Source organism: Ammoniphilus sp. YIM 78166 (assembly GCF_004522215.1).
Lineage (GTDB): Bacteria > Bacillota > Bacilli > Aneurinibacillales > RAOX-1 > YIM-78166.
This window is the reverse complement of record NZ_SDLR01000002.1, coordinates 1-15,658: the sequence shown is the minus strand read 5'-3', so window position 1 is coordinate 15,658 and position 15,658 is coordinate 1. Positions and strand designations below refer to the sequence as shown.

General features: G+C 40.3%; 12 protein-coding genes and 1 pseudogene. 2 read left to right on the top strand and 11 right to left on the bottom strand.

What is annotated here, in order from left to right; genetic code table 11:
• Positions 1 to 89: 89 nt before the first annotated feature.
• From EIZ58_RS06110 to EIZ58_RS06100, 3 genes are read right to left on the bottom strand one after another with little or no spacing between them, the layout of a single operon-like run.
• On the bottom strand, positions 90 to 2,216 hold the full coding sequence (locus EIZ58_RS06110; RefSeq protein ID WP_134699678.1) for a transglutaminase TgpA family protein: 2,127 nt from the start codon (positions 2,214 to 2,216) through the stop codon (positions 90 to 92).
• The gene (locus EIZ58_RS06105; protein ID WP_134699677.1) at positions 2,203 to 3,354 is read right to left on the bottom strand and encodes a DUF58 domain-containing protein; all 1,152 of its coding nucleotides are present in this window, start codon (positions 3,352 to 3,354) and stop codon (positions 2,203 to 2,205) included. The genes EIZ58_RS06110 and EIZ58_RS06105 overlap by 14 nt, the downstream gene beginning before the upstream one ends.
• Positions 3,351 to 4,319 (bottom strand): AAA family ATPase, encoded by a 969-nt coding sequence (locus EIZ58_RS06100; protein ID WP_134699676.1) that lies wholly within the window; start codon positions 4,317 to 4,319, stop codon positions 3,351 to 3,353. The genes EIZ58_RS06105 and EIZ58_RS06100 overlap by 4 nt, the downstream gene beginning before the upstream one ends.
• Before the next feature lie 274 nt (positions 4,320 to 4,593).
• On the opposite strand from EIZ58_RS06100, the gene EIZ58_RS06095 reads away from it, so the two are divergent.
• Entirely contained in the window at positions 4,594 to 5,127 is a 534-nt protein-coding gene (locus EIZ58_RS06095; protein WP_134699675.1) for a cell wall hydrolase, read from the top strand.
• A gap of 38 nt (positions 5,128 to 5,165) precedes the next feature.
• Here the strand turns inward: EIZ58_RS06095 and EIZ58_RS06090 are convergent, their stop codons facing one another.
• Both EIZ58_RS06090 and EIZ58_RS06085 read right to left on the bottom strand, forming a co-directional pair.
• Positions 5,166 to 6,473, bottom strand: coding sequence for an MFS transporter (locus EIZ58_RS06090; RefSeq protein WP_370297627.1), 1,308 nt, complete (start codon positions 6,471 to 6,473; stop codon positions 5,166 to 5,168).
• Positions 6,474 to 6,529: 56 nt separating this feature from the next.
• Positions 6,530 to 6,988, bottom strand: a complete 459-nt coding sequence (locus EIZ58_RS06085; RefSeq protein ID WP_134699673.1) for a chemotaxis protein CheW — start codon at positions 6,986 to 6,988, stop codon at positions 6,530 to 6,532.
• A 206-nt stretch (positions 6,989 to 7,194) separates the two neighbouring features.
• Here EIZ58_RS06085 and EIZ58_RS34785 point away from each other — a divergent pair.
• Positions 7,195 to 7,386: pseudogene (locus EIZ58_RS34785) on the top strand (SelT/SelW/SelH family protein); the annotation flags it as partial.
• A gap of 32 nt (positions 7,387 to 7,418) precedes the next feature.
• Here the strand turns inward: EIZ58_RS34785 and EIZ58_RS06075 are convergent.
• The 6 genes from EIZ58_RS06075 to xylA form a co-directional block, all read right to left on the bottom strand.
• Positions 7,419 to 8,186, bottom strand: coding sequence for an amidohydrolase family protein (locus EIZ58_RS06075; RefSeq protein WP_134699672.1), 768 nt, complete (start codon positions 8,184 to 8,186; stop codon positions 7,419 to 7,421).
• Between the two features lie 9 nt (positions 8,187 to 8,195).
• On the bottom strand, positions 8,196 to 9,497 hold the full coding sequence (locus tag EIZ58_RS06070; protein ID WP_134699671.1) for an SLC13 family permease: 1,302 nt from the start codon (positions 9,495 to 9,497) through the stop codon (positions 8,196 to 8,198).
• 131 nt (positions 9,498 to 9,628) lie between these two features.
• Positions 9,629 to 10,354, bottom strand: a complete 726-nt coding sequence (locus EIZ58_RS06065) for a GntR family transcriptional regulator (protein WP_167577534.1) — start codon at positions 10,352 to 10,354, stop codon at positions 9,629 to 9,631.
• A gap of 459 nt (positions 10,355 to 10,813) precedes the next feature.
• Positions 10,814 to 12,199, bottom strand: a complete 1,386-nt coding sequence (gene xylE, locus EIZ58_RS06060; protein WP_134699669.1) for a D-xylose transporter XylE — start codon at positions 12,197 to 12,199, stop codon at positions 10,814 to 10,816.
• A 19-nt stretch (positions 12,200 to 12,218) separates the two neighbouring features.
• On the bottom strand, positions 12,219 to 13,727 hold the full coding sequence (xylB, locus tag EIZ58_RS06055) for a xylulokinase (protein ID WP_134699668.1): 1,509 nt from the start codon (positions 13,725 to 13,727) through the stop codon (positions 12,219 to 12,221).
• Between the two features lie 68 nt (positions 13,728 to 13,795).
• Complete coding sequence (gene xylA / locus EIZ58_RS06050) at positions 13,796 to 15,121, bottom strand: xylose isomerase (protein ID WP_134699667.1); 1,326 nt, start codon at positions 15,119 to 15,121, stop codon at positions 13,796 to 13,798.
• Positions 15,122 to 15,658: the final 537 nt, after the last annotated feature.

The window sequence follows — 15,658 nt, the reverse complement described above, 5'->3', positions numbered from 1 at the left end:
CGTTATTCCTATTCCTGACATTCATCCTGCCTAGAACCTTTAACGTTCGACTTTTGACGACATAATTCTACCAAACGTCGAGAAAATGTTCAAGAAAGGAAATGACGAAGGAATTTTCTCATAACAGATTTTGTTTGTTTTACTTCTTGCTCTTTCCAAGAGCGATTCCCATAGATATGTCGCTCATACGCGTCGGTTAGTTGCTTTAAGTCCGCTTTAGATTGTTGATTAAGAGTCAGGCGAGCTACAAATTCTTGAAGTGACTCCCCAGTTTTTCTACGGGAAAACGTAGAACCCAGCGCTTCAAGTACAGACAGGTAGAGATTCGCTATGCCTTCAGCATGCTCCACTCGCTTTCCCTTATGATAGAGATACCAGAAGCGAAGCTCCGTCTGCTTCTTTACCACCATGACAACGGCTAAAATAATCGCTAAAGTGAAAAGAATCAAAATCCAGTTGCGGAATCCAGACTGTGTAGCGCTCGACTCCACCGTCTCTTCCTCAAGCTCCAGCAACCGATCACTCAAATCTTGTGCCACAGGCGGAATGATCGAGCTGGCCGGTGCAGCCTCTTGCTCTTGCTGAGTTTCCTCTCTATCCTGCTTCGTTGGATGAACAAAACCCGGTGTCGGTTCAAAAGTCACCCAGCCATACTCGGCAAAGTAAACCTCTACCCAGGAATGCGCGTTTTTGTTGCGCATGGTCACCTCATAGGAATCTCCTGATTTGAAAACCATATCTCCTGTCGAGAATCCTTTCACATAACGGGCAGGGATGCCCAGCGTACGAAGCATGACCGTCATGGAAGAAGAGAAGTGATCGCAGTACCCTTGTTTGGTTTCAAATAAGAATTGATCTACGAAATCTTGACCTTCTCCCACATAGGGAACGTTCAGCTTTTCATAAACATAGCCGCCAGAGTATTTCAGATACTGCTGAATCGCGTACGCTTTAGAATAAGGATCAGTATGATCTTTAGTCACCTCTTCAGCCAATTGAAAAACCCTACTTGGTAAGCTCGCCGGCAGTTGAAGATAATTGCGAAGCTCTGACGGGTACGCCGTTGAGGAAGTTTTCAGAGCTTCTTCATTAATCAACGGAATGTAGCTGCGGGCTTCATATCCAGCAAGATACTGACCTTCGGACGCAAACTGTACCTTAACCTCTTGATTCCCTGATGAGAATAACCGTAGAGGTTCGGGCTGTATTAAATTGATTTTTTGGAGAATTCCCCCATAGAAGAGCAAGTTATATCGAGGGTTCGGAAAATGGACTTTGACTACTACTTCCTTGTCATCGACCTTCTTATTGCGAATGAGAGGCTCCATACTTATGGAATCTTGCAAGGTCCAATTAGATGGGGTTCCTTGGGTATCCTTCCACTCCGTCCCGGTATAAATGCTTCGCGACTCCCCACGCCAATAATGTTTTTCGGTGGTCTCAGCCACAAAAACCACGGTCTCATCATCAATGAAGGGTCCGCCAAGACGTTGATCCCGACTCTCATACCCTACTCTGTGCGATCCCGCGCCTCCCTGTGCAGACCAGCCTAGGTCGAGTACCGCCGCTTCTCTCGGCTTAGGGACAACATAGGCAACCAACGTGATAGATAAAATAAGCACAGATACTGCCATCAACCAGGCCAACCGACTTGATTTTCCCCACCATGCCTGTACACCCATTCTCTCTACAGATCGAAGCTGTTGCAGGGCCAACAAACCAAGGCAAAGCAAAGTCACTCGCAGCAAAGCTGCTTTTACTTCATAGATCGTTGAAACATCCAACAGAACGAGAAGTGTGAACGTGGCTATACTAAGTCCTATGGCTTGGCCTCGTTTCAGTACGGCAGAAAATACGATTTGAACAGCGATCCATAACAAGAGGACGAAGCCAGCAGATCGTATAAAACTCGTGGTCAAATGGTATTCCCTCAGAAAGATCTGCTCGTAGTTATAGATCAACTCTAGCTTGACATACTCCATCCACGTTTGTTCCGGCAATAAAGATGGAGCAAAGAGATAATAAATCACGCCAGCCGCTCCAAAAGCATTCCAGACTCCTCGCAGCCAAAAGGACCAGTTCGGTATCGAGGAAAAACCAAACCATGCTAGCAACCATAGAAAAATATCGTGGTTCTCGAATGGCGCCAGCAACGGCAATGGACGCAGCCATTCCCATAGGATAAAAAACACCAATATTCCTTTAAGCCAATTCACGGTGTAAAATCACCCCGCTTCCTTGCAGCTTCTTGAGCCAAGGATTGTGTTTATCCATCGATTCTTTACCTGAGAGGAAAAGCTCCACTCTGGTCTTTCTACTGGTAAGCTCCAGTAACAACATACTTAATGAGCGGTCAACCTTTGCAGTCACGACTGCAATATGAGCACCTCGAGGCAGCTGTGGCAAGGATTGTTTGAGGAGAGTGCTGACGGCTACATCTCCTTCTGCTTGCAAGCTTGCCAAGTGCTCTAGTAAACGGTAGAAATCGAAGTCCTGTACCCCTTCTAGCACCTTCGCTTTTCCTTCCGTGCCTTCGAGACACAAAGCATATCTCAACTGTCTTTTGTGAGCAAGATACAGTAAGCTTGCTGCCACTCTAACCGCCTTCTCAAAATGAGCGTTATGGGGATAAACCATTCGATCGGTGTCTAAAAATACAACCAAATGATTGGATACTTGGTATTCAAACTCTTTTGTCTTTAAGCTTTGACTTTTGGCTGAGGCTTTCCAGTGAATCTGGCTCAGGCGATCCCCATGGGCATATTCCCGAATCCCCACTACAGCTGTGGATTCATCCGAACGCCTTCTGGCCATGGATGCATGCCCATTCATCTGTCCGTCTTTAACCGTCCACTTTTGCAATAGATCATGCCTAGGGTAAACTAAGAACGCATCTTGTCTTTGAATGACGGTTCTCCTTTTGATAAGGCCAAACAAATCACCGCAAATAACTTGAATCTCCGTTAGCTCATAGATTCCCCGCTTCATATGCGGGACCTCAAACGTCAGCTCTATTTCTTTTTTAAACCAAGGAAAGACAACTTGTCCTGAGATTGGGGAAACATTCCCAGGCCAAGACTCGTAAGCGGCGTACCAAAGCAAAGGAATGGGTAATTTTCTCTTAATGCGTAGGGTGATCTCTTGCGCGTTCCCAGCCTGCAACCTCTTCTTGCTTATCATCCTCTCCACTTCTATCCGATAAAAGGCTGCAAGGTAAACGATCGTCTCATAGATAGACAGAGTAAACAGAATATAAAAGATAAAAGTGCTCGCAAATCCAGTATGCCATCCCTTATAAAGGTAGGCTAGGAAAGCAAGAATAAGCAGGAAGATCAAATTGGCTAGCCCATTCACTTCGAACCCTTCCTTTGCTCCCTTACCACGGGGACCGCCACGCGTTCTATAATTTGTTGAATGATCTCAGAAGGTTGAACGCCCTCGAAGCGCGCTTCTCCCTTAAGAACCAATCGATGGGACAGAACTTCAACGGCCAGTTCCTTCAGGTCATCGGGTGTGACAAAGTCTCTGCCTCTAATAAAAGCAAGGGCTTGTACCGCTCGATAAAAAGCAACCGTTCCTCGAGGGCTCACCCCAAGCAGAACATCTTGATGCTCTCTCGTCTTCTGGCAGATAGAAACCATATATTCTTTTAACGCTTGACTGACATAGATTTGCGATACTTGCTTTTGAAGCTTGACAATGTCTTCACTGGTGCAAACCGGGGACAACGTATCTATATTTTCCGTGATCATGGTTCGTGACAGGATTTCCACCTCGTCCACCTGATTCGGATACCCTAGATGCAACTTCAGCATAAAGCGGTCCATCTGCGCTTCCGGTAAAGGATAAGTCCCTTCATATTCAATCGGATTCTGAGTGGCCATCACCATAAAAGGCTTGTCTAACCTATAAGTGGCACCATCCACCGTGATCGTTTGCTCTTCCATCGCCTCAAGCAACGCCGATTGCGTTTTAGGCGAGGTGCGATTAATCTCATCTGCCAGCAGGATATTGGTCATGATTGGTCCTGATTTAAACTCAAATTCCATTGTTTTTTGATTATAAATAGAAACACCGATGACATCGGTCGGAAGAAGATCTGGTGTGAACTGAATTCGCTTAAACACGCCATTGATCGAACGGGACAAAGCTTTTACCATTCTGGTTTTCCCCACACCGGGAACATCCTCAAATAAAATATGCCCTTGGGCAAGAAGGGCAACGAGGGTCTTCTCAATAATCTGGCGCTTTCCAACCATTACTTTTTCAACGTTTTCGATAATTCTATCGAGTACTCGCGCTTGATCTAGTTTTAACATTGGGTCCCCCTAGTTTTCTTCTATACTACCTTTATTTTACTTTATTTGGCACAAGGAGGAAACCTTTTAATAGTTGGAAAATAGGTTGACACCGCAAAGGAACATCTTGTTAATGAAGTAAGGTTACTGGTTGTACTTCCAATTATCTTTTATTGACCCTCTCTCTGTACGTGATACAATATTAGGCAAGTTTTAAAGTTGGACTAGGCCTGTCCGAACTAAAAATCTTAGCCTGTGTAAATTGGCAGGCTGATGGAAATAGTGAGGATATTATATGAAAAAGATGATTGCTATGTTAACCACATTTCTTTCCTTTGCTGGAACGATGGGAGCGGATGGCTCATCTCCTGAAGTCGTTGAAGAACCCTGTGCAGTACAAATTCTTGATGTGCAGCCTAAAGAACTTGAGCCTGAAATTCAACAGCCTGAACCTTCCTACTCTGAGCAAGACCTGGTGTGGCTTGCGCGGATTATTCATGCCGAAGCAAAAGGTGAACCCTTTAAAGGCAAAGTGGCCGTAGGAGCGGTTGTACTGAATCGAGTAGAGGATGGCGAGTTCCCGAAAAGTATATATCAAGTTATCCATCATAAGATCAAGGGTAAATATCAATTTCAGCCTGTAGCCAACGGACGAATTCATAATCAGCCGGATGAAAGTTCGAAGGAAGCAGCTAAGCAAGCGCTGGAAGGAACAGACCCTACAAATGGTGCACTCTTTTTTTACAACCCTAAGATTGCCCGCAGTAAATGGATTGCTACCTTGCCTCAAAAAGCCGTGATCGGGAATCATGTTTTTGCGGGAAGCTAGATAAATGAGGCAGGGTATCTGTATACCCTGCCACTTACTTAAGATGGAGTGTTTACTTGCGCAGAGGGCTTGATTCTTAACAAGATGAGAAGTCCAATAGCTACGAGGATGATTAAGGAACCTAGGGCTACTCTGCTGGCAAGGTTGCCGGTTTCAGCCAATAACAGTGTGATGGTTCCATACAACGCAGGTCCAAAAATAGAAGACACTTTACCTGAGAACGCAAATAAACCGAAAAATTGTCCTCTTTTTTCTTCCGGTGTAAGCTCTATAATAAAGGTGCGTGATGTGGCCCACATTGCTCCCATCGCTACCCCATAAAGACTCCCAGCAATCCAGAACATCAACTGGTTAATCGCCAAAGTAGCCAAGGCAATGGCCAACATCAGAATAACGGCTACCCATGCTATAGCTTTCTGGGAACCAATCGAACGATTGACGAATCCAAACATAAACGAGCCAACAATGGCAGTAATTGTAGAAACTAAATAAAGAAGGATGAATTGGCCTGTCGTAAATCCGGTGATTGTTTTCGCATAGATTGCCATCATTGCGATTGCGGTCGCAATGGCATCATTAAAAAAGAAGTAAGCAATCATAAACAACCAGATCGAACGATAGGCTCTCGCCTCGCGTAAGCTTACAACAATTTCTTTGTATCCGCTAAAAAATGATTTAGAGGTTGTGACGGCTCTCCTAGGCTCTTTATAGAGAAACATCATAGGTAGTGAGAATAACAGAAACAACAAGGCTGAAGGAATAAAAGCCCAATGATATTGCTCCCCGATAAAAGGGTAGATACCAAGACCAATTAATGTGCCGACATAACCCATAGCAACACCAAACCCCGATACAATAGGCGTCTTTTTTTCATCTTGGATCAGATCCGGAAGCATAGCGTCGTAGAAAATCAGTGAAGTATTGTAGAAGAACTTGGCGATCATAAATAGGAAAATCACCATAACCACTGAAAATGGCAGTCCCCCGATTATAAAAGAATGAGCCCCCCCTGCAAAAACACCCATAAGTAAGGTAGCCGCTATACAAGCAAGCGTAAAAGGAACTAAGTAAGCCTTCTTTTTCCCTGTTCGATCAATCATCACTCCAAGCAAAGGCGAAAAAAGAACAATAAAAAGACTCGAAATAGCATTGGCATAGGAGATGAAGGTACTTGCAAGCTGATCTAACACTTCGTTGCCGCCAATCACTTGCTGCATGTAAAAAGGAAAAAATATTGTAATCACATTGGATGTAAAAATCGTGTTTGCTAGATCGTAAAGCGCCCAAGAAAAAATTGGCATGGTAAACAATAGCTTCTTGTTGGGTAATCCAAGCTGAGTTTGCATGAGATGCATCTCCTCTGCTAACATATTAATATAGAACACAAAAAAGCTGACAGTTATCAGCTTTTTAACGTTTTCTCCATATCCAATAGAATGATAAGGCGTCGGTCCATCTTTGTGACACCCTGGATGTATGTAGATTCTATCCCCCCTACCACCGTAGGCGGAGGTTCAATTTCACCGCGTTTAATATCCGTAACATCACTGCAGCTATCCACTACAATGCCAACTTCTATTTCTCCTACACTTAAAACAATAATACGTGTATCTTCATTGTATGTCTCTATAGGAAGACCAAAACGCTTCCGAAGATCGATCAAGGGGATAACGGACCCACGCAAATTCATGACCCCTAAGATGTAGTCATTTACATTGGGTACGCGAGTGACATCCGTCATTCTTTCAATTGAATTGACTAACGAAACATCAACTCCATAGTCCTCGTCGTTAATGCGGAATATGACAATTTTCATTAAGTCATCTCGGGTTTCCATTAATACTTCAGATGCTTGAGCCATGCTTCTCTCCCCTTCTCCAACCGAATTGAAGTTTACCTTCTTTCATTTTACTACGAATATAGGGTCGCAGGATAGACTCGGATCGTATTGCACTTATAAAATGGATATACTAATACAGCAAATAGATACCTTTTTGGGAGTGATTTTCTTAAATGGACCAAATTAAATTATCGCTTGAATATTGAACTGGCTGAGGTTTCTTACCTAAAGCCGTCAGTCTGACGGATGAACTACTAGGTCAGCTCAAAACTCAGATCAGTGAGTTTACTCTTATTCCGAGTTCCAATGGGGTTTTTGAAGTAGTACTTAACAATGAATTAATTTTCTCAAAAAAGGAATTAGGCCGATTTCCTGATGAAGGGGAAGTCGTCAACACCATAAGAAGCAAACTCGGTTAATGAAATAGGAAGGGCTCAAGCGGCCCTTCCTATTAGCTGATTGAAAATAGATGCTTTCCCATATACCACTCATCGGCATTTGAATATAGAACTTTCTTCGCACCTGTTTCTCCAAGTGCTTCCGCTATAAGATCTATGTCTTCTGCTGCAAATGGGCGTTTTGCTCTTGTAGAAGGAAGGTCAGTGCCAAACATAAGCGCTTCTGGGTTTTCGGAATAAATCCTTTGCAGGGCATTCTTGATATCAAAATTTACCCTTCCAAATCCTGAAGCTTTGATTTTTACACCTTGACTAACAAGTTTAAGCAAACTAGGAAACCCTTCCTCTACTAAACCTAAGTGATCTATGGATACGGCAGGAAGACATTCAATGATTGGAGACATCTCTTCCAATTTAGACGAGGCAATGTGTAGTTCTACATGCCATCTAGCTAACTCGTAAACCCGTTTTGCCATGGATTCCAAACGAGAAGGGGGAAGTGAAAGGCCATTATAGATGTTAAACCTTATCGCTCTAACTCCTACTTCTGATAACTCGATTATTTCTTCATCTGTTGTTTCGTAGGGTAACTGCACCACCCCAACGAAACCCGGACCAAGTTGTTTTAGAGCATCCTTTAGATAAGATTGGTCGTATCCTTGATAAGAGGCTGAAACAACCGCTCCACCAGTAATATTAAGCTTCTTTGCTCGTTTTATATATTCATCAAAAGTGAAATATCCCGGTAGAAATCCTTGATTTTCTATCAATGGAAATTTTGGATCAATAATATGAAAATGAGAGTCAAATATTTTTTGCATAACTACCTCCTAAAATATAAACATTAAAATCAAAGTTGCAACCATAGCAAACCCTAACCCTAGAGGCGTTGCTTTGTAAAGTAAGTCATTATAAAATTTCTTAGAATCTTCTTCGCTTAAGCCACTGTTACCAAGTATCAAACTACCACCTGTAGAGAATGGCGCTAAAGCTGTTGATTGGGCGCCGATGATAATTGCCACCGCAATTAACGAAGCACTGTAGCCTGTAGGACCTACAATACCAGCAATCATAGGGAACATAAGCGGTGCAACAACACCCAAAGTACTACTAAAAATTGACATAATACCAGCAATGATTGTCACAGCAATAGGAACAAGAATGGATGGAATATTATTTATCATAGAAGCTAATAAATCTATTGTACCCGCTTCAACGGCAACATCGATTAACATACCTACCCCTGAAACAAGCCATAATGTATTCCAAGGTATTCTTGCCATTACTTCTTTTGGTTTGTCCTCAGCTAATTTTAATAAGTAAGCTATGATTGCAAATACAATTGCCAATAAAGTAATGTCCGTACGTGAGTTAATAAACTGAATCGTTTCATTCTCTGGCATAAAATTAGCGAACATCGGTACTCCTAGTACAATTACCATAAGAAGAGTAATTAAAGAAATATTTACTTTTTGGTTTTTTGAAAAACCTTCTGGTTTTTCAATATTCAATTCAGCGATTTGGCTATTTTTTCTATCAAAAAACATCAGAATCAACATGATAAATATTGGATAGATAAATGAAACAACAAAGATATCCCTTGTCAGAACATTCGCCTGATCAGCAACAGCTGTTTCGCTTAACAAAGAGTTAAAGAGTACCCCATGCGCACTATACATGAAATTTGCACCAGAAAGGGAACCAAATGAAACGGCGAATGAAGCATGCAATTTATTCATTCCTGATGATTTACATAATGCCATTGCAATCGCACCCATGACTGCCACAGAGGTAAAGAAACCGGCACCCATTCCTGAAACTAACGCAGTAATAAAATAAATAATTAAAGGAAGCCATTTTGTCTGTTTTTGAAATCTATAAAGTAATAAATGAGCAATTTTTTCTAACGTACCATTCACTACTGCAAAATTAAAGAAGAGCGCTAAGGTGAAAATAACTAAGAATAATTTCGTTGGGAATGTTGCCAATAAATCATTAACAGACATCCCCAAAACAAAGCAACCAATTAAATAAGCGAGTGCTAAAGCAACTAAACCAGTATTAATATCAAGCTTTTCACCTAGATAGATTGCAATGATAATAGCCAGTATTATCAAAATAGAATAGAACATAATTTTCTCCTTCTCCCTCATATATCTATCATTTGTATTGTTAATGAGATAATCCATTAAAATTTGCTAACTTCTTGTTCCACCATAAATAGAACCAGTAAACACAAATGGAAACACTTACAAAATGTTTCTTATTCTAAACTTAATACTGATTTGTATTTGTACATGTCTCCACGATAGGAGGAAGCACCTGTTAAAACACAACCTTCTTTTACTTTCAAGTCAACACTTCTATATAAAATTGGAGAGCCTACAGAAACATTAAGAATTTTTGAAACATCTTGACTAGCAAGAACTGCTTCGATTTCAATTTCTCCTTCGGTAAGGGACATATTAAATTTATTTAAAAATAAATGCGAGAAAGAATAATTAACATATTCTTCATCCGTGATTTGTTCACCATACTTTTTTAATAGATAACGGTTATCGATAACAACTGGGATACCCTCTGAAAGGCGTAAACGTTTTACTTGATAAACTTCTTCTCCAGGTTTTACCCCCAATTTCACACCTATTCCTTCTGGACAAGGTACGGATCCCCTATACAGCAACTTAACATTAAAGTTTTTTTCTAAGTACCACCCTTGAAAAAAAGTATCCAATTTAGCAATATCTGTTTTTAATTTGTCTTTTCGAACAATAAATGTGCCTTTTCCTTGGATACGCTTTAAAAGACCTTCTTTTACAAGTAATTGAACTGCCTGACGAATAGTCATTCTAGAGACATCAAACATTTTTATTAGTTCATCATCGCTTAAGAATTTGTCTTTTCCCTCTTTGGTTAGTTCTTCAACTTTAGCCTTTAGATGTTCTGCAATCTGAGCATACTTAGGAATAGGCAACTCTTCATTAATCATAAAATCCCTCCCATCTATATGTATAGATGAATTTTTATAAAATACCGCTTTCATCTAGTCATCTAGATGACTTTGATGTTATTTTACAGCTTTGTTTAATTCGTGTCAATCTTCAGTTTAAATTCTTATAAACTATATATTCCCCATGCACTTAAGGGCCAATTCACTTAAATTGAACCATTCATTTTATCATGAACTAACGATCCAGCAGCGTTAAGGGCATACGGATATAAATACAACTAAAAAAAAACGCCAAGATAGGCGCTCATTTGTTCCAATTCTTCGTATATAGATAAACAACCAGAATCAAATATAATGCCGATAGGATATAAGCTAAAGCCATCAATGCAGTGAGATCCACTTGTCATCACCACCTTTATACCTTATATCTATGGCAGTTTAGTGACCATTCATGCCAAAAAGAAAAAGCACCTCATGAAAAAGATGCTCGATCTCGTTTTATACTGACTTTTTTAACAATATTTCTAATTCTTCAAGAGAGCTTCCTTTTGTTTCAGGAATGAGCTTCCATACAAAAAGCGCCGAAAGGACACTCATTAAACCGTAAAAAGAATAGGTTAACCCTGGGCTGTATTCCATCATCATGGGATACGTTGAGGAGATAAAATAATTAGCAGACCATTGTGCTGCCACTGCAATGGCTACAGCCTGTCCGCGGATTTTGTTAGGGAAAATCTCAGCAATTAACACCCAAACCACAGGTCCCCATGACATCATAAAGGAAGCCGTATAGATAATAATGAAAATTAATGTGCCCATGCCGATTTGATTGGAAAACGCCATCCAAGAAACGCCGAACATACCAAGGGCCATGCCGATCGAACCAATAATTAATAGGGGTTTTCGCCCAAATTTATCAACGGTTAAAATGGCAACTACGGTAAAGATAACGTTGACCAGCCCCATGATAATGGTTTGAAACATCGAAGCATCTCTACCGGCACCCATGCTTTCAAAAATGCGAGGTGCATAATAAAGGGCTACATTAATTCCGACAAATTGTTGGAAAACGGATAACAAAACCCCAATAATGATAATCCTTTTACCAAACGAAAACAATCCTCCTTTTTCTACGTTAAAGGATCTTTTAATTTCAAACAATGTAGCCTTTACCATTGTTTGATTATAAATTTTAGAAAGGATCTTCCTCGCCTTTTCTTCTTGGTTTATTGATACAAGGTATCTTGGGGTTTCCGGTACTGTAAATAACAAAAGAAAGAATAAAGTAGCTGGAATCGTTTCCGATAGGAACATATAACGCCAGCCGACGTCATTAATCCATTCTATGGATTGGCCTCTTGCTATTCCCCAATTCACAAAATAAACAACTAGCATCCCGAAAATGATGGCAAATTGGTTTAAAGAAACTAATCGTCCTCTAATTTCAGCCGGGGCGATCTCTCCTATGTACACAGGCGCAACAGCTGATGCCAGTCCAACTCCTATGCCGCCAATTACACGGTATAGATTAAATGTAATTAAAAGAGCGAAGGAAGGCTCTCCCCGTGTAAAAAATAAAAACTCCGGAAATGCGGATCCCAAAGCTGACACTAAAAATAATATTGCAGCTATTATTAGGGTATATTTTCTTCCTAAACGAGAAGAAAAATACCCTGATAAAAGTCCACCTATTATACAGCCTAATAATGCACTTGAAACCGTTAATCCATGAACAAGAGGAGAAAGGTTTAAGCTTTCTATAAAGTAAACTTGCAGCGAACCCTCTGCCCCTGAAATAACCGCTGTATCATAGCCAAATAACAGCCCACCTAAAGTTGCGACTAATGTTATTAATAGAATATAAGTATTTCCTGATTTATCCATATTGACTAGGGAATAATCCCTAAATCTCCCCTTTACGAAAAATCTTCAAACCCGCATTTAATTCTTTGGTTTGTGTATAAACCTGCTTATATAATTCAAATAACTGATTGTATTTTTTAACATTACTTGAAATGGGTTCAAACGATTTATCATAGTGCACGAACTGATTTGCACATTCTTCAAGCGAAGGATACCAGCCACAGCCATATGCAGCTAACATCGCCGCTCCCATAGCTGCTCCTTGTTCATTGGTTAGTTTAATGATTTTGGCATTAAACACATCTGCTTGAATCTGAAGCCACGTTTCGTTTTTGGCTCCCCCACCAATGGAAATAATGGTATCAACTGTTTTTCCACTATTCCGAAAGATCTCAATGGATTCTCTTAAAGAAAAAGTGATTCCCTCTATTACTGCACGGGCAAATTCGATTCTTCTATGTGAGGCATCCATTCCTATAAAGCTACCTCGAATAACCGAATCAGCATGTGGTGTTCTTTCTCCAACTAAGTAAGGGGTGAAAAGAAGACCATTAGCTCCAATCGGAACATCAGCCAACCCGTCTAATAAGGTTCCAAAATCTTCACCTTTGGCAAAAGTATCTCTAAACCAATTCAAGCTGTATCCAGCTGCTAGGGTTACACCCATTGTATAGTAGGCATTTTCTTTACTATGATTAAAATAATGAACCTTTCCTTCAAAGTCACGGTTCTTTTCTTCCTCATAAGAAAGCACGACTCCTGAGGTTCCGATACTACAAAGTGTCTTTCCTTCAGATAAAATCGATGCCCCTATGGCTCCACAGGCATTATCAGCTCCGCCAGCGAACACTTTGGTGGTTGCAGATAACCCTGTTGCTTCAGAAAATTCTTTTGTGATTGTGCCAACGAACGCAGTGGATTCAACCAATGGGAGGCATAGGTTCTTATCAATCCCTACTAAATCACAAATTTCTTCACTCCATTTTTTTTCGGCTACATTTAAGAGTAAAGTACCTGCTGCATCAGAGTATTCACTGCCTATATTCCCTGTCATGATGTATCGCAAATAATCCTTTGGCAGCATAAAGACAGAAGCTTGACTTAAAATTTCAGGTTCATATTGTTTTACCCATAGAAGCTTAGGTAATGTGAATCCTTCTAATGCAGGGTTTTTCGTGATCTGTAATAATTTCTCTTTCCCAACTAAATCATAAATTTGCCTACATTGTTCCGTAGTTCTTGTATCATTCCAGAGAATGGCATTTCGAAGAACCTTATTGTCTCTATTTAATAAAACGAGACCATGCATTTGCCCTGAAAAACTAATACCTTCTATTGTAGAGACCTCACCATCAAATGTTTCTACCAGCTCTCTTATAGCACTCGTCGTTTTTTCAATCCATTCCTGTGGATCTTGTTCACTATATCCATCCTTCTCTTGAATTAATGGATACTCCTTGGAAATCTCGCTAAAGACCTCGCCTCTGTTATTCAGTAAAATGACTTTTACAGCACTAGTACCTAAATCAACCCCAATTACGAATTTCATAGTTCTCCCCCTCTTTTTAGAAAAAAGGCTGGGTTACCGTTAAGCACCCCAGCATTCTTCCTTTCCATTTATCCACGAAACGCATTGATTAAATATTGATTTAATATAGCTTTTAGATTCTCTTGTCTGCCGGAGTTTTTATTTTCAACCTTATCAATCTTTAGTGCATACTCAGAAAGCTTATGGAAATCTGTTTTCCCTTCCACGATATCGCGACCGATGCCCGTTGTATAACTACTGTAACGTTCATCAATAAAGTCATCCAATACCCTGTCTTCAATCAATTTTTGCGCAACTCTCGTTCCCAATGCAAAGCTGTCCATCCCAGCAATATGAGCCATGAATAAATCATCTGTATCAAAAGATCCTCTTCGTACCTTCGCATCAAAATTTAAACCACCTGAACCAAGGCCGCCATTTTTTAAGATTTCGTACATCGCTAATGTTGTTGAATATAAATCTGTTGGGAATTCATCTGTATCCCAGCCAAGTAGTGGGTCACCTTGGTTTGCATCAACAGAACCTAGCAGACCATATATACGAGCTACACGCAACTCATGCTCAAACGTATGTCCCGCTAGGGTCGCGTGGTTTGCTTCAATATTAAATTTAAATTTGTCGTCTAATCCATACGTTTTTAAGAATGCAATCCCAGTAGCCACATCAAAATCATATTGATGCTTCGTCGGCTCTTTTGGTTTTGGTTCAATTAAAAACTGGCCATCAAATCCGATTTCTTTGGCATAATCTACTGCCATGTGGAAAAAGCGGCCAAGATTATCTAGCTCGAGCTTCATATCTGTATTGAGCAAGGTCTCGTATCCTTCACGCCCACCCCAGAACACATAGTTTTGCGCTCCAAGTTCTTTTCCGATTTCTAAACCTTTTTTTACTTTCGCAGCTGCATAAGCAAAAACATCAGCATTAGGGGAGGTTGCGGCCCCGCTTAACCAACGTGGATGAGAGAACATGTTGGCCGTATTCCAAAGTAATTTGGTTTTACTCGTTTTTAAATAATCTTTTATCAACGGAACAATTTCATCTAAATTATTAAACGTTTCGGCTAAAGAATCAGATTCAGGCACAATGTCATAATCATGGAAACAAAAAAAAGGTACATCCATTTTCTCAAAGAACTCGAATGAAGCTTCTAATCGAGCTTTAGCTAAATCCATTCCGCTAAAGTTATTATAAGGCCGAATCATGGTAGCTTGTCCAAAAGGATCCGTACCTTCCCCGGTAAAGGTATGCCAATAAGACACTGCAAAGCGCAAGTACTCTTCCATGGTTTGTCCATTAATCTTTTCTTCTGGGTTATAATATTTAAATGCAAATGGATTTTTAGAATCGGGTCCTTCATACTTAACTTTATTTATATTTCCAAAATAACTCATATAGGCACTCCTTCAAAGTGGGTTTAATTATATATTTTGGTAATTAACACAAATTAGTTTGGCAAAAGAATGTGCTAATTATGCTATAAAGAATTCAAAAAAAAAGCACCTTATGAAAAGGATGCTTTATCTAAAGTATCTGTTATGATCGCTTAATCTTTTTTCTATTTCTCTTTCCAGTTCATCCGTTAAAGGGTGGCTATGATTCATTCTTGAACTCGAAACGGATGAAGAATACATCAAACCTATTCCAAAAATGATGAGAAAAAATACGATGGACCCAACCATATTCCATACCTCCTTTTGGTATAGCATACGTCAGGTTCACAATCATTTCTAACGATTGTTTCCTATCATTCCCATCAAAAAAACTGATAGATTGAACAATTGAAAAAGAGGCCTCCCATAAGTTTCGTCAACTTCTGAGAGGCCTCTATATTTATATGTGGTTCAAACCACCATTTAAGCTTTCAAAATCCCTGGGGATCTTGGGCTGATTACATCATGCCGCCCATAATATTACCTTTTGCAACATCG

Coding starts and splice junctions, on each gene's coding strand:
- xylB (WP_134699668.1), bottom strand. CDS start 13,727: ATGAAATTCGTAATTGGGGTTGATTTAGGTACTAGTGCTGTAAAAGTC.
- EIZ58_RS06090 (WP_370297627.1), bottom strand. CDS start 6,473: ATGCAAACTCAGCTTGGATTACCCAACAAGAAGCTATTGTTTACCATG.
- EIZ58_RS06085 (WP_134699673.1), bottom strand. CDS start 6,988: ATGGCTCAAGCATCTGAAGTATTAATGGAAACCCGAGATGACTTAATG.
- EIZ58_RS06075 (WP_134699672.1), bottom strand. CDS start 8,186: ATGCAAAAAATATTTGACTCTCATTTTCATATTATTGATCCAAAATTT.
- EIZ58_RS06100 (WP_134699676.1), bottom strand. CDS start 4,319: ATGTTAAAACTAGATCAAGCGCGAGTACTCGATAGAATTATCGAAAAC.
- xylE (WP_134699669.1), bottom strand. CDS start 12,199: ATGGATAAATCAGGAAATACTTATATTCTATTAATAACATTAGTCGCA.
- EIZ58_RS06095 (WP_134699675.1), top strand. CDS start 4,594: ATGAAAAAGATGATTGCTATGTTAACCACATTTCTTTCCTTTGCTGGA.
- EIZ58_RS06070 (WP_134699671.1), bottom strand. CDS start 9,497: ATGTTCTATTCTATTTTGATAATACTGGCTATTATCATTGCAATCTAT.
- EIZ58_RS06065 (WP_167577534.1), bottom strand. CDS start 10,354: ATGATTAATGAAGAGTTGCCTATTCCTAAGTATGCTCAGATTGCAGAA.
- xylA (WP_134699667.1), bottom strand. CDS start 15,121: ATGAGTTATTTTGGAAATATAAATAAAGTTAAGTATGAAGGACCCGAT.